Annotated in this window: 14 protein-coding genes; 8 read left to right on the top strand and 6 right to left on the bottom strand. The window is 74.1% G+C overall.

The window, feature by feature from the left end; translation table 11 throughout:
- Positions 1-7: 7 nt before the first annotated feature.
- Together AB1207_RS10570 and AB1207_RS10565 are read right to left on the bottom strand one after the other, a co-directional pair.
- Positions 8-2,095 (bottom strand): S9 family peptidase, encoded by a 2,088-nt coding sequence (locus tag AB1207_RS10570; protein ID WP_367638144.1) that lies wholly within the window; start codon positions 2,093-2,095, stop codon positions 8-10.
- Positions 2,096-2,140: 45 nt separating this feature from the next.
- Positions 2,141-3,748: a methyl-accepting chemotaxis protein gene (locus AB1207_RS10565; RefSeq protein ID WP_367638142.1), complete on the bottom strand. Its 1,608-nt coding sequence runs from the start codon at positions 3,746-3,748 to the stop codon at positions 2,141-2,143.
- Between the two features lie 172 nt (positions 3,749-3,920).
- On the opposite strand from AB1207_RS10565, the gene AB1207_RS10560 reads away from it, so the two are divergent.
- From AB1207_RS10560 to AB1207_RS10550, 3 genes are read left to right on the top strand one after another with little or no spacing between them, the layout of a single operon-like run.
- A complete protein-coding gene (locus tag AB1207_RS10560; protein WP_367638141.1) occupies positions 3,921-5,111 on the top strand; it encodes a CaiB/BaiF CoA transferase family protein in 1,191 nt (396 codons plus the stop codon).
- Entirely contained in the window at positions 5,108-6,283 is a 1,176-nt protein-coding gene (locus tag AB1207_RS10555; protein ID WP_367638139.1) for an acyl-CoA dehydrogenase family protein, read from the top strand. The genes AB1207_RS10560 and AB1207_RS10555 overlap by 4 nt, the downstream gene beginning before the upstream one ends.
- 39 nt (positions 6,284-6,322) lie before the next feature.
- Positions 6,323-8,086 (top strand): DNA polymerase, encoded by a 1,764-nt coding sequence (locus AB1207_RS10550; RefSeq protein WP_367638138.1) that lies wholly within the window; start codon positions 6,323-6,325, stop codon positions 8,084-8,086.
- A 31-nt stretch (positions 8,087-8,117) separates the two neighbouring features.
- On the opposite strand, the gene AB1207_RS10545 is transcribed toward AB1207_RS10550, so the two are convergent.
- The gene (locus AB1207_RS10545) at positions 8,118-10,160 is read right to left on the bottom strand and encodes a calcineurin-like phosphoesterase C-terminal domain-containing protein (RefSeq protein ID WP_367638137.1); all 2,043 of its coding nucleotides are present in this window, start codon (positions 10,158-10,160) and stop codon (positions 8,118-8,120) included.
- Positions 10,161-10,262: 102 nt separating this feature from the next.
- Complete coding sequence (locus AB1207_RS10540; protein WP_367638135.1) at positions 10,263-11,660, bottom strand: ATP-dependent 6-phosphofructokinase; 1,398 nt, start codon at positions 11,658-11,660, stop codon at positions 10,263-10,265.
- 150 nt (positions 11,661-11,810) lie between these two features.
- On the opposite strand from AB1207_RS10540, the gene AB1207_RS10535 reads away from it, so the two are divergent.
- Positions 11,811-12,218, top strand: coding sequence for an OsmC family protein (locus AB1207_RS10535; RefSeq protein WP_367638134.1), 408 nt, complete (start codon positions 11,811-11,813; stop codon positions 12,216-12,218).
- A gap of 2 nt (positions 12,219-12,220) precedes the next feature.
- Here the strand turns inward: AB1207_RS10535 and AB1207_RS10530 are convergent, their stop codons facing one another.
- Together AB1207_RS10530 and AB1207_RS10525 are read right to left on the bottom strand one after the other, a co-directional pair.
- Complete coding sequence (locus tag AB1207_RS10530; RefSeq protein ID WP_367638132.1) at positions 12,221-14,236, bottom strand: bifunctional copper resistance protein CopD/cytochrome c oxidase assembly protein; 2,016 nt, start codon at positions 14,234-14,236, stop codon at positions 12,221-12,223.
- Between the two features lie 74 nt (positions 14,237-14,310).
- A complete protein-coding gene (locus tag AB1207_RS10525) occupies positions 14,311-14,730 on the bottom strand; it encodes an ATP-binding protein (protein WP_367638131.1) in 420 nt (139 codons plus the stop codon).
- A gap of 337 nt (positions 14,731-15,067) precedes the next feature.
- On the opposite strand from AB1207_RS10525, the gene AB1207_RS10520 reads away from it, so the two are divergent.
- The 4 genes from AB1207_RS10520 (at position 15,068) to AB1207_RS10505 (ending at position 18,763) form a co-directional block, all read left to right on the top strand.
- On the top strand, positions 15,068-15,610 hold the full coding sequence (locus tag AB1207_RS10520; RefSeq protein ID WP_367638129.1) for a MarR family winged helix-turn-helix transcriptional regulator: 543 nt from the start codon (positions 15,068-15,070) through the stop codon (positions 15,608-15,610).
- Positions 15,607-17,619: an MDR family MFS transporter gene (locus tag AB1207_RS10515; RefSeq protein ID WP_367638128.1), complete on the top strand. Its 2,013-nt coding sequence runs from the start codon at positions 15,607-15,609 to the stop codon at positions 17,617-17,619. The genes AB1207_RS10520 and AB1207_RS10515 overlap by 4 nt, the downstream gene beginning before the upstream one ends.
- Positions 17,620-17,774: 155 nt before the next feature.
- Entirely contained in the window at positions 17,775-18,251 is a 477-nt protein-coding gene (locus tag AB1207_RS10510) for a Fur family transcriptional regulator (protein WP_367638127.1), read from the top strand.
- A complete protein-coding gene (locus tag AB1207_RS10505) occupies positions 18,236-18,763 on the top strand; it encodes a Dps family protein (RefSeq protein WP_367638125.1) in 528 nt (175 codons plus the stop codon). The genes AB1207_RS10510 and AB1207_RS10505 overlap by 16 nt, the downstream gene beginning before the upstream one ends.
- The last annotated feature ends 34 nt before the right edge of the window (positions 18,764-18,797 follow it).

The raw sequence follows: 18,797 nt of genomic DNA, 5'->3' as shown, positions 1-18,797 counted from the left end.
AACCCCGTCAGCGCAGCAGGTCGGGAGTCTCGAACGGCACCCCGTGGACGTGGGTGGCGAGGAATGCGAACACCGTCTCGTACCAGAGCGCGGAGTGCTTCGGCGTCAGCACCCAGTGGTTCTCGTCGGGGAAGTACAGGAAGCGGTGCGGCAGGTCCGCCGGGTCACCCGTCCACTGCTCGTTGAGCACCCACCACAGCCGCAGCGCCTCCCCGATCGGCACGCGGTAGTCCTTGTCGCCGTGGATGACGAGCATCGGCGTGACGATGTTCCCGGCGTGCGCGGCCGGGTCGTTGGCCGCCACCATCGCGGGCGTCATCTCGCGCCGCCAGTAGTGCGCGGCGTCCGTCGTCGCCCCGAACTGCTCGAGGGCGAACAGGCTCGCGTGCGTGACGATCGCGCGGAACCGGTCGGTGTGACCGGCCACCCAGTTCGCCATGTACCCGCCGAAGGAACCGCCCATCGCCGCCGTGCGCTCCGGGTCGAGGTCGTCGCGTTCCAGCGCGGCGTCGGTGACGGCCAGGAGGTCGGTGTACGGCTCGGCGCCCCACGCACCCCAGCCGCGGGCCAGGAACTGCGCGCCGTACCCCGTCGACAGGCCCGGGTCCGGCAGGAGCACGGCGTACCCGCGGGCCACCGCCAGCCAGGGGTTCCACCGCCAGGACCAGGAGTTCCACGAGGACAGCGGACCGCCGTGGATCCACAGCAGCAGCGGCGCGGGGCGTTCGGGTCCGGCCCCGGCCGGCAGGCACAACCAGGCGCGGAGCTCGGCGCCGTCCGCGGCGGTCGTCCGCACCTCGGTGAGGGTTCCGGGCAGTTCAGGTGCATCCGCCGGGCCAGGCAGGACGACCGCCTCGCCCGCCGTCGAGGCGTCCAGGCGCACGACCGCCGGGGGCGCGTCCACGGCCGCGCGGACGGCGTAGACCGCCGTGCCGTCGGGCGCCACCTGCAGGTCGGAGTAGGCGCCGTCGTCGGTGCTGAGCCGGCGCACCGAGGACTCGCCGTCGGCCCGCAGGTCGACCCGGTGCACGGGCGCCCGGCCGTGGTCGTCGACGGCGAGGAACAGGGCGTCCGACCCAGGCCCCCACTGCGGCGTCCCCGCGCCCCAGACCTCCCAGCCGGGGACGACGTCGCGCGGCGCGCTCGACCCGTCGAACGGGACGAGGACCAGCCGCAGGGTCGGCGGGTCGACCGGGGTCGACAGGCTCTCGGCGACGGCGGCGACCCAGCGCCCGTCCGGGGAGACCGACGGTGAGGCGAACTCCCGGGCGGGGTCGTCGGCCAGCACGCGCAGCGAGCCGTCGGTGCGGTCGAGGACGACGAGCCGGGAGCGCTGCGACCCGCCCGGGCCCGGCACGCTCTCGGTGGTGACGAGGGCGGAGCCGTCGGGGGTCAGCGCCGCCGTCGCCTCGTCGTAGCGACGGCCGGGGACCGGCGTCAGGTCGCGCCAGGCCGCCGGTTCGCGCTGACCCGCCGCGGTCTCCGCCGGCAGGTCCAGCGTCAGCCAGCGGGGTTCGTCGGGTCCGAGGTCGGTGTCCCAGTACCGGACGGGGTACCCGGAGTGCAGGACGGCGTTCACCGTCGCGTCCTTGCGCGCCTTCCGGCGGGCGGCGTCCGACGTCGGTCCCTCGGTGCTGTCGTCGGCGCCGGGCAACGTGTCCGACGCGACGACGACGGCCGCCGAGGTCCGCGCCGTGCGGGGGCCGGAGACCCCGCCCGGCCGGGAGGCGACGCAGCGCGCCTCCCCCGTCGCCGGCAGCGCCCACAGCGCCGCCGGCGGGTCGTCCGGTGCGTCGCCCGCCTCGGCGTCGGGCCGGGCCGACGTGAAGAGGAGGGAGCCGTCGGGGGCGAACACCGGCGAGGACTCCGCCGTCCGGCCCCGGGTCAGGCGGTGGGCCGGACGGCGGCCCGCCGGGTCGACCTCCCACAGCGCACCCCGCCACCGGGTTCCGTCCGGGGTGAGCGTCGCGACCGTCGTCACCAGCCGCGTCCCGTCGTGGGACAGGGCGAGGCCGCTGACGCGCGGCAGCGCGGCGAAGGCGTCGAGGTCGGCGAAGGCCGACGCAGGGGCGGGGCTGGCGGTGGTGTCCGGCACGCGACCAGTCCTACCCCCGTCCTCCGACACGGACCAGGGCGTCGTTCACAGGCGGAAGGCGCCGACCGTCTCCCGCAGCCGGGTAGCGCTGTCGCGCAACGACTCCACCGACCCGGTGACGAGCTCGAGGCTGATCCGGTCGTCGGCTCCCGAGGCGGTGACGCCCGCGAGCATCGTCGAGATGTCGTCCGCGCCGGCGGCCGCGCCGGCCACCGTGCGGGCGAGGTCCGCGGTCACGGCGTTCTGCTCCTCCACGGCCGCGGAGATGGAGGCCTGGTAGTCATCGACGCGTCCGATGACCTCGGCGATGCGCGCGATCGCGGCGGCCGCCTCCTCGCTGCCGCGCTGGATCGCCGCCACCTTTCCGGCGATGTCCTCGGTCGCGGACCCGGTCTCCTGGGCCAGCTCCTTGACCTCCCCGGCGACGACCGCGAAGCCACGACCCGCCTCGCCCGCGCGGGCGGCCTCGATGGTCGCGTTGAGCGCCAGCAGGTTGGTCTGCGCGGCGATCGACGTGATCGTCTTGACGACGCTGGCGATGTCGCGCGTCGCCTCGCCGAGCCCGGCCACGGCGGTCCGGGTCGCCTCGGCCACCTCGACGGCCTCCCGGGCCACCGACGACGAGGACGCCATGCCGGAGGAGATCTCGGCGATGGAGGCGCCCAGTTCCTCCGCGCCCGCGGCCAGGGTGGCGACCTCGCCGGAAACCGCGCCGGCCGAGGCCGCGGCACGGTCGGTCTCGGCCCCCGTGCGGGCGTTCGCCGCGGACAGGGACGCAGCGCGCGAGGAGAGGTCGTCGGCCTGCCCGGCGACGGCCTGGGCGTGCTCGACGACCCCGGACACCGTGCGGCGGGTCGAGACCACGGCGGCCGCGAGCGCCTCGGCCATGCTCCGGAACTCGTCGCGGCCGTCCACGACGGGCTCCACGGTCAGGTCGCCGTCGGCGATGCGACCGAGGTCGGAGACGTTGCGGCGCAGGGGGACGACGATGCTGCGGGTCAGCGCCACCAGCAGCAGGACGACCAGCGCGACGGCCGCCGCGACGGCCGCCAGGACCAGCGTCCGGCTGCGCTCGGCCGCGGCACGGCCCTCGGCGCGCACGGCGGCGGACCGCTTCGCGACGGAGTCGGTGAGCTCCTGCGTCTGCGTGAGGATGTCCGCGTAGACGACCCAGCTCTCGTTCTGGATGGTGTTCTCGGCCCCGGCCAGGTCGCCCGCCCCGTACTGGGCGACGGCGCGGTCGTCGGAGGCGAAGTAGTCCGTCCACTTCTGCGTGATCTGCGCGTTGACGGCCTTCTCCTGCGCCGTCATGAACTGCACCGGGGCGGCCTGGAGCGCGGCCAGGAGCTTGGCCTTGTCGGCGAGGAACCCGGCGCGGTTGGCCGAGTCGTCCTCCACGGCGGCGGCGGGTCCCACCCGGTAGGTGTCCCACGCGTAGGCGGCCTGCCAGCCGGAGACGTCGGCGTCGTAGTACTTCTGGTCGGCGACGTAGGCGGTCAGGACCGCGAGATCGGCCGTGCGGTCCGCCGCGCGGCTCTGCGCCCGGCCGCCGAGCAGGGCCGCCGTGCCGGTCAGCCCGAGCAGGACCAGCACGACCCCGAAGGCCGCCCCGAGGCGTGCCCCCACTCCCATGCGTCGGAGCACCGCGGTCATGTCCGTCTCTCCCTGTTGCGATCGGTCGGCCTGGTGCACCGGTCTGCCACCACAGGTGTCGGCGGGCGCGGCACCGGTGTGGACGGACAGCGCGCGACATCGCCCGTTCGGAGCAGCGCGCGCGTGACGGCGGACCGTTGCGCGGCAGCACAGGAGGGGGCACGATGCGCCCGTGGGGTCCCGCACCGACGCGCCCTCCTCGGACGCTGCCCGCCGGCCGCTCGAGGGGGTCCTCGTCGCGGACTTCTCCCGGGTGCTCGCCGGACCGCTGGCCACCCTCCACCTCGCCGACCTCGGCGCCCGCGTCGTCAAGGTCGAGCGCCCGGGGTCCGGGGACGAGACGCGGCGGTGGGGCCCACCCTTCAGCGCCACGGGGACGACGTACTTCGACAGCGTGAACCGGAACAAGGAGTCGGTCTGCCTCGACCTCTCCGACGCCGGCGACCGGGAACTCGCCCGCGAACTCGTGCGGCGCGCCGACGTCCTCGTGGGGAACTTCCGGCCCGGCTCGGCCGCGGGGTTCGCCCCGGACGAGCTCGCGACCCTGAACCCCCGGCTCGTCACCGTGTCCATCACCGGGTTCGGCAGCGCCGGCGGGGCGGACCGGCCGGGGTACGACTTCGTGGTGCAGGCCCTCGGCGGGCTCATGAGCATCACCGGACCGCCCGGGCACCCGACGAAGGTGGGCGTCGCGCTCGTCGACGTGCTGTGCGGCAAGGACGCGACGATCGGGGTCCTCGCGGCACTGGCCCGCCGCGCCGTCGACGGCCGCGGCAGCCACGTCGAGGTCGACCTGCTCTCCAGCCTGCAGGCCGGTCTCGTCAACCAGGTCCAGGCCTACCTCGGCACGGGCGTCGACCCGCAGCCCCTCGACGACGCCCACCCCTCGATCGCCCCGTACGAACTGCTGACCTGCGCCGACGGGCCCCTGGCCGTCGCTTGCGGCACGGACGCGATGTTCGCCCGCCTCGTCGACGCCCTCGGCGCCCCCGCCCTCGCGCGGGACGCGCGGTTCGCGACGAACGCCGACCGCGTCCGGAACCGTCCCTCCCTCCGCGCGGAGCTGGCGGACCTGTTGCGCACGACGACGACCGTCGACGCCGAGGCCCTGCTCGTCCGGGCCGGGGTTCCCGCCGGTCGCGTGGGGACCATCGGGGACGGCCTGCGCCTGGCGGGGTCGCTCGGGCTGGACCCGCTCCTGGACGTCGTCGACGTGGACGGCGCCGTCGTCGGCCGGCAGGTGCGCAGCCCGGTCCGGCTGGACCGCACCGGGCCGCCCCGGCGCGACGCCCCACCCCGCCTCGGCGAGCACGACGACGCCGTCCGCCGCTGGCTCAGCACCCCGATGGAGGAGACCCCGTGACCGACCTGCCGGACACCCCCGACCAGGACCTGCTGGCCCTCGACGGCCTGCTGTCGCGCGAGGAACGGGCCACCCGCGACCGGGTGCGGGCCTTCGTCGACGAGCACGTCCGTCCCCACGTCGCCCGCTGGTACGAGGACGCCCACTTCCCCCGCGAGCTCATGCCCGAGCTGGGCCGCCTCGGCGTCCTCGGGATGCACCTGCACGACGAGGGCTGCCCAGGGCGCAGCGCCGTCGAGTACGGCCTCGCCGCGCTGGAGCTGGAGGCCGGGGACTCCGGGCTGCGGACCGCCGTCAGCGTCCAGGGGTCGCTGGCCATGAGCGCGATCTCGAAGCACGGGTCGGAGGAGCAGAAGGCGCGGTGGCTGCCCGAGATGGCCGCGGGCCGGGCCGTCGGCTGCTTCGGGCTCACCGAACCCGACGCCGGGTCCGACCCCGGCAGCATGACGACGACCGCGCGACGCGACGGGTCGGACTGGGTCCTCGACGGCCGCAAGCGGTGGATCGGGCTGGCCAGCCTCGCCGACGTGGCCGTCGTGTGGGCGCGCACCGACGAGGGTGTCCGGGGTTTCCTCGTGCCGACGGACTCCCCCGGGTTCGCGGCGCGCCCCATCGTCCCGAAGCTGTCGATGCGCGCGTCGGTCCAGTGCGACGTCGACCTCGACGGCGTCCGGCTGCCCGCGGACGCGCAGCTGCCGGGAGCGCGGGGGCTGAGCGGACCGTTCGCCTGCCTCAACGAGGCGCGCTACGGGATCGTCTGGGGCGTCCTGGGAGCCGCCCGCGACAGCTACCTCGACGCGCTGCGCTGGTCGCTGACCCGGCGGCAGTTCGACCGGCCGCTCGCGGGGTTCCAGCTCACCCAGCGCAAGCTGACCGACATGGCCGTCGCGATCGCCAAGGGGCAGCTGCTGGCCCTGCACCTCGGACGGTTGAAGGACGCCGGGGCCCTCGAGCCGCACCAGATCTCCGTCGGCAAGCTCGACAACACCCGGGTCGCGATCGAGGTCTGCCGGGAAGCCCGGACCGTGCTCGGCGGCAACGGTGTGACGCTCGAGCACTCGCCGCTGCGGCACGCCTCGAACCTCGAGAGCGTGCGGACGTACGAGGGCACCGACGAGGTCCACACGCTCGTCGTCGGGCAGCGGCTCACGGGGATCTCCGCCTTCCGCTGACGGTCCCGACGTGTCGGTGGGTTCGGCCAGACTGACCCGGTGCCCGTCCTCGACCACCCCGTCCTGCGCGCCCTGCGCGGCCTGCCCGCGGTGCCCCGGCTGGGTCTGGCGGTCGTCCCGGGCGGCGTGGGGCTGGCCGTGCCGCAGGGGCGGTGGGGCGTCCCCACCGACGACCCGGCCGGACTGCTGGGGGCGCTGGAGAGCGAGTTCGCGCCGCGGTGGACGTGGTGGTCGGCCGCGTCCACGCTCGGGAGGACCGCGCCCGTGCACCTCGCCCGCTGCCACGACCTCGCCGCCGTCCACCGCGTCGTCGAAGGCGGTCACCGCGAGGACCCGGGCGCCGTGTGGGCTGCGGCGCAGGGACTCCCGCTCCCACCACCCCTCTCGCGCCGGCCCGCCGCCGCCCACGGCACCGGGCTGCTCGACCTCGACGGCGCGTCGGACGCCGGCGACCCGGTCGCGCAGGACGGGACGATGGCCCCCGCCTGGGCCGACGGCCGGGCGTTCGACACCGACTCCGGGGAACGCCTCGACCGCGCCGCCCGGTGGGCGGCCCTCGCCCTCGAGGTCGCGGCCGCCCAGGACGCCCGCCTCGCCGCCCTGCCGGACCGCCGTGCCGCACCCGCCGGGCCGCCCCTGCCCGTGCAGACGGGGTACGCCGAGTCCGCCGCGGCGGCGCTCGCGGTCGAACTGTCCCGCACGGGGTTGCCGCTGGACCGGACGACGGCCGAGGAGATCGTCGGGGCCGCCGTGGGTCCGCGTCCGGCCGACGAGGCCGCGGAACGTCGGGCCCGCGCGGCCCGGGACAGCCTCGTGCGCGAACACCTCGGGCCGGGCGGGGAGGGCGTCGACCTGCGCAATCCCGCGCAGGTGCTCGCGGCGCTGCGCGGGCTGGGGTTCGACGTCCCCGACACCCGCGCGCACCGGCTGGAACGGTTGCGCGACGCCCACCCGGCGGTCGCCGCCCTCCTGCTGTGGCGCAAGGCCGAACGGCTCGCGACGACGTACGGGTACCCGTGGCTCGACGAGCACGTCGGGTCCGACGGCAGGTTGCGCGGGGCCTGGTCGTCGGCCGACGCCGCCGCGGGGCGCATGACGGCGCAGGCGGGGTTGCACAACCTCCCCGCGGAACTGCGGCCGGCCGTCGCCGCCGAACCCGGGCACGTCCTCGTCCGCGCGGACCTCGGACAGGTCGAACCGCGCGTCCTGGCGGCCGTCTCCGGCGATCCCGGTCTCGTCGCCGCCACCCGCGACGCGGACCTCTACGCCCCCGTCGCCGCGGCCCTCGGCGCGGACCGGCCCACCGCGAAGATCGCCGTCCTCGCCGCGATGTACGGCCAGACGTCGGGCGCCGCGGGAGAGGCGTTGCGGCGCATGGAACGCGCCTACCCACGCGCCCTGGCGTACCTGCGGGCCGCCGAGGACGCGGGCCGGGAAGGCCGTGACGTCCGGACCTACGGCGGGCGGCTCGTCCGGATCTCCGACCTCGCGCCCGCCGAACCCGGCGCCGCCACCGCGGCCCGGGGCCGGTTCGCCCGCAACGCCGTCGTCCAAGGCGCCGCGGCGGAACTGTTCAAGGCCTGGGCCGCGACGGTGCGGGCCGGGCTCGCCGGGACGGGCGGCCGGATCGTGCTGTGCCTGCACGACGAACTCCTGCTGCACGTTCTCGAACCCGACGCCGACCGCTCCGCCGCGCTGCTGGAGTCGGCGCTGCAGCAGACGGCGTCGCGGTGGGCGTCGGGGTCGGGGGTGCGGTTCGTCGCCGACGTGTCGGTCGTGCGGCGGTGGTCGGAGGCGAAGTGACGTCCTCCGCCTCCGACCGGGCGGCGGCCGGTCAGTCCTGACCGAACGCGTCCGTCCGGAACCCCTGCTGCGGCAGTTCGGCCCGCACCTCGAAGGTCGTCGTCTTCGAGAACTGGCGGCCGAACTCGTCGGTCACCGTCACGTCGGCGCGGTGCACGCCCTCGGTGAGGTCGCTCGGCAGCCGGTACTGCCACACGTGGGCCGCGCGGTCGGCGACGTTCACGCCCGGCTGGGCGGGGCCGGGCCCGAAGTCGCTGCCCGCGTACAGCTCGTACCCCTGGGCCGCCGGGTCGCCCGACGTGGACTCGAACCCGAACCGGGCGACCTGCAACTGGCGGGTCGCCGCGGCCGGATCGGCGTACAGCGCGCCGACCTTCGCGCTCTCCCCTGCCGCCTGCTGCGTGCGCGTCGCCGTCTGCGGTTCCCCGCCGTCGATCGCCACCTCGACCTGCGTGCTCGTCGAGCCGTACCAGACGTTCGTCGTGAGGAACGTGTCGGCGCGGACGTCGGCCGTCGTGACAAGGCCCGGGTCGCCGAGGTCGTTGACGTTCACCGGCGGCGCCTGCTCCCAGCCCTCACGCGTGGCGGCCCAGCCGGTGAGCGTGGTGAACCAGTCGCGCCAGCGCGGGGAGTTCAGCGAGACCGCCATCTGCGCGTCGTCCGGTTCCCCGATCGCGCGGAACGTGTCGGTGAACTCCGCCCCGTCGTGGTCGAGCACCAGGTACCCCGGGCGGGCGCCGTCGCGCTGCAGCGCCATCGGGCGGCCGTCGACGTCGAGGTCGCCGGAGTACCAGTCCCCGCTCGGGGCGCCGGCGGTGACGTGCGGGAACGGCAGTTCCGTGACGCCGACGGTGTCCTTCCACCCCGCGTAGCTGTCCCCGGTCTCCATCCGCTCGGTGGCGTGGACGTGGCCCGCGATCGACAGCGCCGGACGGCCCGCCAGGAGTGCGTGCAGCTCGCGGACCTCCTTCGTCTGGTGCTTGGTGGAGTCCTGGTCGGCGAAGGAGACGAGCGGGATGTGCGAGGCGAGGACGACGAGCTTGTCGTCGGGCACGGTCGCGAGGTCGTTGGCCAGCCACTGCACCTGGTCGTCGCCGAGCTGACCGGAGTAGCTCGGTGCGCCGGCAGGGTCGGCGCAGTGCGGCCGCGCGCCGTCCGCGTCGTCCTCGGGGGTGCAGGGGTACTTCACGTTGTTGAGGACGACGTAGTGGACGTCCGCGACGTCGTAGCTGTAGGTCGTCGGGCCGAGTTCCCGCTTGAAGGTGTCGAAGGAGTGCGCGGCGTCGGTCGCGTCGAGGTCGAGGTCGTGGTTGCCCGGGACGAACCGCAGCGGCAGCCCGGACGCGCCGAGGACTTCCTTGATGCGCGGGTACAGCCCGAGGTCGTCGCCGGCCACGTCGCCGAGCATGAGGGCACCGCACTCGGTGACGTCCTTCTCCTGCAGCAGGTCGGCGAGCAGGCCGTCGCGGGCGAACCCGAGTTCGCGGCCGCTGTAGGTCTGGACGTCGGCGAGGACGGCGCAGCGGGCGGCGTCGTCCTGCGCGGACTCCTCGCCGCGCACGAGCGGGAAGTTCACCGCCGACGGCAGCGGTCCGGTGGGTTCGAGCCCGCCGAACCGGAGCTCGGGGGAACCGGCGGGGAGGTGGTGGTAGGAGAACTGCGCGACCCCGTCGGCGTCGACGGGGACCTGCCAGCCGGCGGGCTGGGTGACGAAGGCGGTCATGCCGTCCCGGACGGGGAGTTCGTAGTTCCCGTCGGCGTCGGTGACGACGACCTCACGGCCGTTGGAGACGGAGACGCCCTCGACGCCCGCGTCGCCGGAACTGCGGCCGTTGCGGTCGGCGTCCTCGAAGACCCTGCCGCGCAGCACCTGCTCACCGGTGGCGCGGGTGGCGGCGGCGACGTCGCGGACGACCTCGACCGCGCCGACGTAGGCGGGACGGTCCGCCGGGGCGGGGTTCTCGGGCGCCGCGGAGCTGGAGGCCTGCGTCAGGGTGCCGGCGCCCAGGAGGACGCCGGCACCGAGCGCCAGCGCGCGGCGGTGCGTACGGACAGGACGGGTGGGCTCGCGCACGGGGGTGCACCTCTCGGTCGGGGTGCACCCCACCCTGTGCGGAGTCTGTGAACTGCCGGTGTCGCCCGCCGGAAGCTCAGCGGAACGTCACCGGGAGCGGGCTCACTGGCCGCCGAAGGCCGTGACCTGCTCCGCGGAGAACTCCCCGAACGACCACGGCTGCCCCGTCGCCTCCAGCACCGACCACCACAGGTCCCCGTGCGGGTCGACCTGGTTGCGCGCCGAGACGGCGAGCGCGATGGGGATGTGGACGAACCGGCGGCGCCAGCGGCCCACGACCATGTTCGTGCGCCCGGCCATCGCGGCGTGGACGGCGGCGTGCGCCAGCCGGATGCAGTACACGGCGTCGTAGGGGTTCGCCGGCACGCTGCGGATGACGTAGCTGGGGTCGATGTACCGCATGTTGAGTTCGAGGTCGTGCTGGGCGAAGTCGTCGGTGATCGCCTGCCGCAGCAGGCTCCCGACGTCCTGCAGGCGCTTGTTGCCCGACGCGTCCTTGAGCGAGGCCGCGGCCGCGGCCGGGTCGAACAACTCCTGCCCGGCGCCCTCGGCGGCCACGACGAGCGCGTGGCCCTGGCTGGCCACCTTCTCCCGCAACCGTTCCAGGAAACCCCCCGGCCCGTCGAGCGTGAACGGCACCTCGGGGATGAGGACGAAGTCCGCGTCGTTCTGCGCCAGGGCCGCGTAGCAGGCGATGAACCCCGAGTGCCGGCCCATGAGCTTGACGACGCTGACGCCGTTCGGCGCGGTGCGCGCCTCGACCTTGGCCGAGCGGATCGAGCGCGAGGCCTCGCTGAAGGCCGACTGGAACCCGAAGCTCTGGTCGATGAAGGGGATGTCGTTGTCGATCGTCTTCGGGATGCCGACGACGGCGATCTTGAGGTCCCGCGCCTTGATCTCCGCCGAGATCTTCTGCGCGCCGCGCATCGTGCCGTCGCCGCCGATGACGAAGAGGATCGAGATGCCCATGCGCTCGAGGCAGTCCACGACCTCGACGAAGTCCTGCTGGCCCCGGGAGGTCCCCAGGATCGTGCCACCCTCACCGTCGATGTTCTCCACGACCTGCGGCGTCAGGTCGATGACGTCGTGGCCGTAGCGCGGGATGAAACCCTGGTAGCCGTTCTTGAAGCCGTGGATGCGGCGGACGCCGTAGTGGGTCGTCAACTCCGAGACGAGGCCGCGGATGACGTTGTTGATGCCCGGGCAGAGGCCACCGCACGTCACGATGCCGACGCGCGTCTTGGACGGGTCGAAGAAGATCTTCTTGCGCGGCCCGGTCGGCTCCAGGCTGGGCAGGTCGGTGAGGTCGCCGTCGCGCCGCGACACCTTCGAGAGCGTGTCGTCGAAGAGCACGCGGTCGTTCTCGTCGATGTAGTGGTGCGTCGTGCGGCGGGCCTGCAGCCGGGGCGCCAGCGGCGAGTCGACGGTGCACGGACCGAGCGTCTCGACCGTGAAGTCGATGGGCTCACGGCTCGTGGGACGGTCGGTGGGCTCGGCCATGAGCGCGCGGTCCTTTCCTGGCGGTGGAGGGCGAGCCCCCATCATCGGGCAGGGCCGTGACCCCGATCACCCCGGGGGTCGGGTCCGGCGTTCCGGTCCCGCGTCTCGCTCGGGCGCGCGGGCCCGGGGATCCGTGCCTAGCGTCGAGCCATGGCTGACGACCTGTACACCGGCACCGTGACCGCCACCGAGGGCTCGGCCCGCTCGGACGACGGCTCCCTGTCCCTCGACGTGCACGAACCCACCGCCCTGCAGGGCTCCGGGGAGGGCACCAACCCCGAGCAGCTCATGGCGGCGGCCCTGGGGTCCTGCCTGCTGGAGTCGCTGCGCATCGCCGCGACGAGCGCCGGCGGCAGCACCGACGGCGCCAGCGTGGAGTCCCGGGTCACGCTGGCCGCGGGCGACGGCGCGGGCTACACCGCCCGCTACGACCTCAGCGTGACCCTGCCCGACGCCGGCGGCGACGCCGACGCCGTGCTCCGGCAGGCCCTCGCGATCTGCCCCTTCACCAAGACGATCGACGCCGACGCCCTGCAGGTCCAGCTGGCCCAGCAGTAGACCTAGCTGCGGGGGCCCTCCCGGTCCGCCAGCCGCTGCAGCATCGCGTTGTACTCGGTGAGGTCGGAGTCGCCGTCGCGCGCGGCCTTGCGGTCGCGGCGCCGGTTCTCCCGGTCGTCCGAGCGCGACCAGCCGATGGCCACGCCCAGGACCAGGACGAGCGTGGGGACCTCGCCGATGCCCCAGGCGATGTCCCCGCCCTCCTGCTGGTTGGCCAGGAGGTTCGCGTCGGGGGTCATCGCGGCGAACCAGTCCGGCGCGAGCAGCGTCGTGCCCTGCATGAGCGCCACGCCGAAGAAGGCGTGGAACGCCATCGTGGCCAGCAGCAGGAGCAACCGGAACGGGTACGCCGGGCGCTGGCCGCCCGGGTCCACACCGATGAGGGCCGAGGAGAACAGGTACCCGGTGCCGAGGAAGTGGAACATCATCAGCTCGTGCCCGACGTGGGTGCGCAGGGCGAGCTCGAACAGCGGCGAGTAGTAGAAGACGATGAGCGAGCCGGCGAAGAGCGCGGCCGCCACCAGCGGGTGGCCCACGACGCCGAGGTAGCGCGAGTGGACGAGCTCGAGCAGCCACTCGCGGGCGCCGCGGGAGTGGTCCCGGCGGGCCGGGAGCACCCGCAGCGCGAGGGTGACGGGGGCCCCCAGGACGAGCATCGGCGGCACCGCCATCGTCAGCAGCATGTGCTGCAGCATGTGCGCGCTGAAGGTGATGCGGCCGTAGGCGGCCGGGCCACCGCTGGTGACGAACAGCAGCGCGAGGCAGCCGGCCACCCACCAGATCGTCCGCCCGACGGGCCAGGAGTCACCGCGGGCCCGCAACCGCCGGACGCCCAGGAGGTAGCCGACGAGGGCCAGCCCCCCGATCGTCAGCCAGAGCAGGTCCGGGCTGGTCTGGGTGAACCAGCGGGCCACGGTGATGGGCGGGGGCAGCGGCTCCCCCAGCAGCGCCTCGGCGCTGCTGGTCCCCGGCACGTTGTCGGGCACCGGGGTTGGGCTGCGGCTCAGCGCCACCCCGAGGCCGGTCGCCGCCCCCATGAGGACGAGCTCGCCCGCGGCGATGCGGACGAAGGCCGCGGGGCGGGAGGCCAGCAGCGGAATGGTGCGTCGTCGGTGCCAGACGCCGAAGGCCCCCAGCGCGACGAGCGCGACGACCTTGCCGACGACGAGCGCGCCGTAGGACGTGGCCAGGCCCGACCAGCCGCCGAGGCGGACGGAGGCGTTGAGGACCCCCGACAGCGCCACGGCCGCGAAGCACCACAGCGCCACGGTCGAGTAGCGGGAGGCGAGGGTCGTGAGGTCGACGGGGCGGTGGCCCTTGGCCGTGCCGCCGCGGCGGCCCGTGAGGGGCGCGACGAGCAGGACGGCCGCGAGGCCACCCACCCAGACGGTGACCCCGACGAGGTGCATGGCCAGCGAGCTGACCGCCGTCTCGTGCGAGGCCGAGCCGGAGGCGTGGCCCGACAGCGACAGCGGCATGAGCGCCAGCACCGACAGCGCGAAGCCCCAGGCCGCGCCCGTGGGTGTGGCGGCGGCCGCGCCCACGGTGGCGACGACCGCGGCGAGCACCGTCGTGACGAGCAGCGCGCGCCCGAGGTCGATCGACTGGGCGAACTGGGCGAACTGGGCCCCGAACCCGGCGGCACCGGGGGCCGCGCCGATGACGTCCATCGCGGTGAGGACCAGGACGAGGAGCGCGGTGACCGCCCACACGCCCGCGGCGACGCCGGCGACGCGGACCGCGCGGCCCCAGGCGTCGCTGGGGTGCGGCAGCAGGAACGTCGCCACGGCGAAGCCCCCGACGGCGAGGGCGGCCGAGAGGTCGTGGACCGTGCGGGCGATCGGCAGCCCGTACCGGACGAGGGCGCCGGGGTCCCCGAGGACGGAGGGCGTCAGACCTCCGGCGAGGGCGAGGGCGGTGAGCAGGACCGCGAGCGCGGCGAGGAGGACGGCCGAGGTGGTGAGGAGGACGCCGCTCGTGCCGGGTGCGCTGCGGGCCGTGCGGGTAGGAGCGGCCACTCCCCCAGGGTAGGTCGCGGACCTGGGAGCCGGTTCCGGAGGGACCCCCCGGTGGGAGCGGCGCGGTGGGAGCGTCAGGCGGTGGCGCGGACGGACCGGACCGGGGCCAGGGCGGTGGCGACGTCGAACCAGACGGTCTTGCCGAGGGGGTCGACCTCGACGCCGTGCGCGTCGGCGAGGGCCTCGACGAGGGCGATGCCGCGGCCGTTGAGGGCTTCGGGGTCGGACTCGCGCCGCATCGGCAGCCGGGTGTTCTCGTCACCGACGGCGATGCGGACGCGCGAGCCGACGCGCCCGACGCGCAGGTGCACGTCGCTGCGGCCGTGCAGGACGGCGTTGGTGACGACCTCGGCGGTCAGGAGGAGCAGGGTGTCGACGACGTCACCGATGACGCCCTCGGTGATGCACCAGTCGGCCACGAAGTGCCGCGCCGCCCGCGAGGACAGCGGCACGGGCGCCAGCGTCGTCTCGCGCGACCAGTCCGTGAACGACACTGAGTAACTCTCCCGGTACGTAGGGTCAACAGGCACCGTAGCGCAGGCTCCCTCGGACGGCGCAGTCCGGCCACCAGGCCAGCTGCTGGTGGCCCGGGCGCGGGCCGACCGCCGTGCCCACGGCGCGCGTTCGATCCCCACGTTCGACCCCCCGGTACGTGCTTGCGCCTGGTAACTTGTCCATGTCGTTGCATGTAGCACTCAAGGATCGCCCCGACCGGGCCGATGTCCCGGGGAGTACTTCGCCGGACGGTCCCGCTCCGTTACAGCGCGCATTACAGGACGCAACCTCCGTTCGGCCGAGCGACACACCAGACAGACCCGTGGGAGCACCCGCATGACCCCCAGCACCACCGTCGAGGAGCCTGTGAGCACCTCGGCCCCGACGCCCCCCGAGGGGCACGAGCAGCTCGTCGCCGCGGTCGCCGACCAGGTCGGTCGCCAGCTGCGCGCGCTGCACTCGTTCAAGGCGCAGATCGCCCGCGGCGAGAGCGACGTCGAGCGCGCCATGCACGTCGTCCTCTACGTGCTGGCCGACCACGGCGCCCTGCGCGTGAGCGGCCTGGCCGAACGCCTCGGCACCGACCCCTCGACCACCAGCCGGCAGACGGGTGAGCTCGTCAAGCGCGGGCTCCTGCGCCGGCTGCCCGACCCCGACGACCGGCGCGCCAGCCTGCTGGACGTCACCGAGGCCGGCCACGAGGTCGTCGCCCAGATGAAGCAGCGGCGCCACGAGCACCTCGCCCGCGCGGTCGACGACTTCTCCGACGAGGACCTCGCGAGCTTCACGGCGCTGCTGTCCCGCTTCGCCGACGGGCTTGAACGGGCCCGCGCCGACTGCCTCCGGACCACCACGACCGCCCCTGGGGAGAACGCATGAGCAGCACGACCGCCGGCGCAGCGCCGGCACCGGAGGCCCCGGTCTTCACCCACCGCCAGATCATGGCGATCCTGTCCGGCCTGCTGCTGGGGATGTTCCTCGGCGCGCTGGACCAGACGATCGTCTCGACGGCGATCCGCACGATCGCCGACGACCTCGACGGGTTCTCCCTGCAGGCGTGGGCGACGACCGCGTTCCTCATCACGTCGACGATCTCCACGCCGCTCTACGGCAAGTTGTCCGACATGTACGGCCGGCGGAAGTTCTTCATCGCCGCGATCGTGATCTTCCTCGTCGGGTCCGCCCTGTGCGGGATCTCGACCTCCATGTACGAGCTCGCCGGGTTCCGCGCCCTCCAGGGCCTCGGCGCCGGCGGCCTGATGTCGCTCGCCCTGACGATCATCGGCGACATCGTGCCGCCGCGGGAGCGGGCCAAGTACCAGGCCTACTTCATGATGGTGTTCGGCACGTCGAGCGTGCTCGGCCCCGTCGCCGGTGGCTTCTTCTCCGGCCTGGACTCCCTCGCCGGTTTCGACGGGTGGCGCTGGATCTTCTGGCTGAACATCCCGATCGGCGCCTTCGCGCTCTTCGTCGTGACGAAGAACCTGCACCTGCCCAAGCGTTCGAGCCACCACCGGATCGACTGGCCCGGCGCGCTGACCCTGATCACCACCCTCGTTCCGCTGCTCATCGTGGCCGAGCAGGGCCGCGAGTGGGGCTGGGGTGAGACCAAGTCGATCGTCTGCTACGTCATCGGCGCCGTCGGCCTCGTCGGGTTCCTGCTCGCCGAGCGCGCCTACGGCGACGAGGCCCTGCTGCCGCTGCGGATGTTCCGCGGCCGCACGTTCGTCGTCGGGTCGCTGGGTTCGTTCATCCTCGGCATGGGGATGTTCGGTGTGTTCGCCGTCCTGCCGCAGTACCTGCAGGTCGTCAAGGACCTGAGCCCGACCAAGGGCGGCCTCGCGATGCTCCCCGTCGTCGTGGGCATCATGTCCGGCAGCATGTTCTCGGGACGTTTCATCGCCCGCACCGGCACGTACAAGGTCCTGCCCGTCGTGGGCACCGGCTTCATGGTCGTCGCCCTGTTCCTGTTCTCCCGGGTCAACGCGGACACCCCGATCTGGCAGACGATGATCATCATGCTGCTCATGGGCTGGGGCCTCGGCGGCAACATGCAGCCGGTCATCCTGGCGGTGCAGAACGCGGCCAAGCGCAGCGAACTCGGCGTCGCCACCAGTTCGGTGACGTTCTTCCGCCAGATGGGCGGCACGCTGGGCACCGCGGTGTTCCTGTCGATCCTGTTCTCCACCCTGGGCGACAAGATCGGCAGCTCCTACCAGTCCGCCTCGCGCACCCCGGAGTTCGGCCAGGCGTTGCAGAGCTGGGGCGGGGACCTGCAGGCCACCCTCGGCCGCGCCACGGACGACACCTCGGTCCTCAAGGAGCTGCCGAGCGTCCTGGCCCACCCGTTCAAGGTCGGGTTCACCGAGTCGACGAGCACGATCTACCTCGTCGCGACGTTCATCATGGTCGCCGGGTTCATGACCATGCTGTTCCTGCCGTCGCTGCCGCTCAAGGGCGGTCCCGCCGCCCCGGCCGCCGAGGGCACCCCCGAGGGCCAGACCCCCGAGGCCACGGCCGCCGCGGCCGCCGCGGCCCCCGTCGAGGCGGCCGGTGCACCGGTCGCCACCAGCGGTGGCGGGACCGGCACCGGCGTGGCTACCGTCGACCCCGTGAACGGATCGATGGCGCCCGGGGAGCTGGCCGAACGCCTCCGCAGCGGGGTGCAGCAGGCCAAGGCCGCGCAGCAGGCCATGGCCGAGCTCGCACTGGAGGCCGAGCGCCGCGAGGCCGCGTTCGACGCGGCCGTGGAGAACCTGCGCGACCTCGGCCTGGACGAGGCGTCCATCGAGGCCGCGCTCGGCGAGGACGCGGCGGCCCCGCGCGGCCGTCACGCCGGCGCGGGCGACGAGGCTCCCGTGCGCGAGGAGCTCGGCGCGCAGAACTGACGAACAGCACTCGACCCGCAGGGCCCCGGAACAGCCGTTCCGGGGCCCTGCGGCGTTCTGGCACGTTGCAGGACAGCCGATGTGGTGAGGCTTGCCGTACGAAAGCGAGGCTCACCTTCTTTTGACAGAGTCCAAAGAAGGTGTACTCTCGAACCATGACCTCGACCGACCACACCTCCCCGGAGGAGGTGCTGCGCGACGCCGGACTGCGCAGCACGGCCCCGCGGCGGACGGTCCTGGAGGTCGTGGCCGACCACCCGCACGTGACCGCCGCGGGCCTGGCAGAACTGCTGGGGACAGCGGGTCACCGCATGTCCCGGCAGAGCCTCTACAACGTGCTCGAGGACCTGACCCGGACGGGCCTCCTGCGCAGCATCCAGCCGACGGGCTCCGCCCCGCGCTACGAGACGGCGGTGGCGGGCGAGCACCACCACCTCGTCTGCCGCGGCTGCGGAACCGTCGTCGACGTCCCGTGCGCCGTCGGGACGAGCCCCTGCCTGACCCCCGCGCAGGCACCGGGTTTCCCGGTGCTCGACCGCGCCGAGGTCACCTGGTGGGGGTTGTGCACCGCCTGCAGCGCCGACTCCGGAACCAGCCCAGACCCAGCATCCGACTCATGGAGGACACCGTGACCACGATCGACGACATCACCACCGCCGGCCTGACCCAGACCGCCGTCGCCGGCTTCGACGCCAGCTCGCGGCTGAACTCCGGTCTGCAGGAGGTCCTCGTCGACCTCACCGCGCTGCACCTGCAGGGCAAGCAAGCCCACTGGAACATCGTCGGGGCGAACTTCCGCGACCTGCACCTGCAGCTCGACGCGCTCATCGACGACGCCCGCACGTACGCCGACGACGCGGCCGAGCGCATGCGCGCCGTGGGCGGCGTCCCCGACGCCCGCCCCGCCACCGTCGCGGGCACCACGACCATCGGCGACTTCGGCGCCGACGAGATCGACACCAAGGCCGCCGTCGAGGCGATCGTCGCGATGACGCGCCGCACCGTGGACACCATCCGCCGCGTGCACGACCCGATCGACGCCGAGGACCCCTCGACCGCCGACCTGCTGCACGGCTTCATCCTCGGCCTGGAGAAGCACGCCTGGCTCATCGGCGCGGAGAACCGCGCGCCCCGTCGTCGCTGACGAACCCCGCGACACCCGCGGCCCGGTCGGGCAG

This window comes from Kineococcus endophyticus (genome assembly GCF_040796495.1).
GTDB classification, from domain to species: domain Bacteria; phylum Actinomycetota; class Actinomycetes; order Actinomycetales; family Kineococcaceae; genus Kineococcus; species Kineococcus endophyticus.
The sequence above is the reverse complement of the archived record's forward strand: the minus strand, read 5'-3'. Positions and strand labels throughout refer to the sequence as shown.

Excerpts from the sequence above, each read along its gene's own strand:
- AB1207_RS10565 (WP_367638142.1), bottom strand. The coding sequence starts at position 3,748 with ATGACCGCGGTGCTCCGACGCATGGGAGTGGGGGCACGCCTCGGGGCG.
- AB1207_RS10540 (WP_367638135.1), bottom strand. The coding sequence starts at position 11,660 with ATGGCCGAGCCCACCGACCGTCCCACGAGCCGTGAGCCCATCGACTTC.
- AB1207_RS10535 (WP_367638134.1), top strand. The coding sequence starts at position 11,811 with ATGGCTGACGACCTGTACACCGGCACCGTGACCGCCACCGAGGGCTCG.
- AB1207_RS10520 (WP_367638129.1), top strand. The coding sequence starts at position 15,068 with ATGACCCCCAGCACCACCGTCGAGGAGCCTGTGAGCACCTCGGCCCCG.
- AB1207_RS10515 (WP_367638128.1), top strand. The coding sequence starts at position 15,607 with ATGAGCAGCACGACCGCCGGCGCAGCGCCGGCACCGGAGGCCCCGGTC.
- AB1207_RS10510 (WP_367638127.1), top strand. The coding sequence starts at position 17,775 with ATGACCTCGACCGACCACACCTCCCCGGAGGAGGTGCTGCGCGACGCC.
- AB1207_RS10505 (WP_367638125.1), top strand. The coding sequence starts at position 18,236 with ATGGAGGACACCGTGACCACGATCGACGACATCACCACCGCCGGCCTG.